We start from the raw sequence: 241 nt of genomic DNA on the forward strand, positions 1-241 counted from the left end.
TAAACCTCAGTGGCTTACGTTTGGACTTTCAACTACATAAAACGTGGTGGAGGATGACGGGATCGAACCGACGACCCCCTGCTTGCAAAGCAGGTGCTCTCCCAGCTGAGCTAATCCCCCATGTGGATGATTCTAAACTTACTGGTAGGGCTGGTTGGACTCGAACCAACGACCCCCGCGTTATCAACACGGTGCTCTAACCAGCTGAGCTACAGCCCCAACGCGGATACTGCGGATACTG

2 tRNA genes are annotated in these 241 nt (G+C 53.5%); both read right to left on the reverse strand.

Going from position 1 to position 241, the window contains the following annotated elements:
• Positions 1 to 44: 44 nt before the first annotated feature.
• Positions 45 to 120: transfer RNA gene (locus tag GJA_RS25800), tRNA-Ala, on the reverse strand.
• 22 nt (positions 121 to 142) lie between these two features.
• Positions 143 to 219: transfer RNA gene (locus GJA_RS25805), tRNA-Ile, on the reverse strand.
• Positions 220 to 241: the final 22 nt, after the last annotated feature.

Origin of the sequence: Janthinobacterium agaricidamnosum NBRC 102515 = DSM 9628 (genome assembly GCF_000723165.1) — a bacterium.
GTDB classification, from domain to species: domain Bacteria; phylum Pseudomonadota; class Gammaproteobacteria; order Burkholderiales; family Burkholderiaceae_D; genus Janthinobacterium; species Janthinobacterium agaricidamnosum.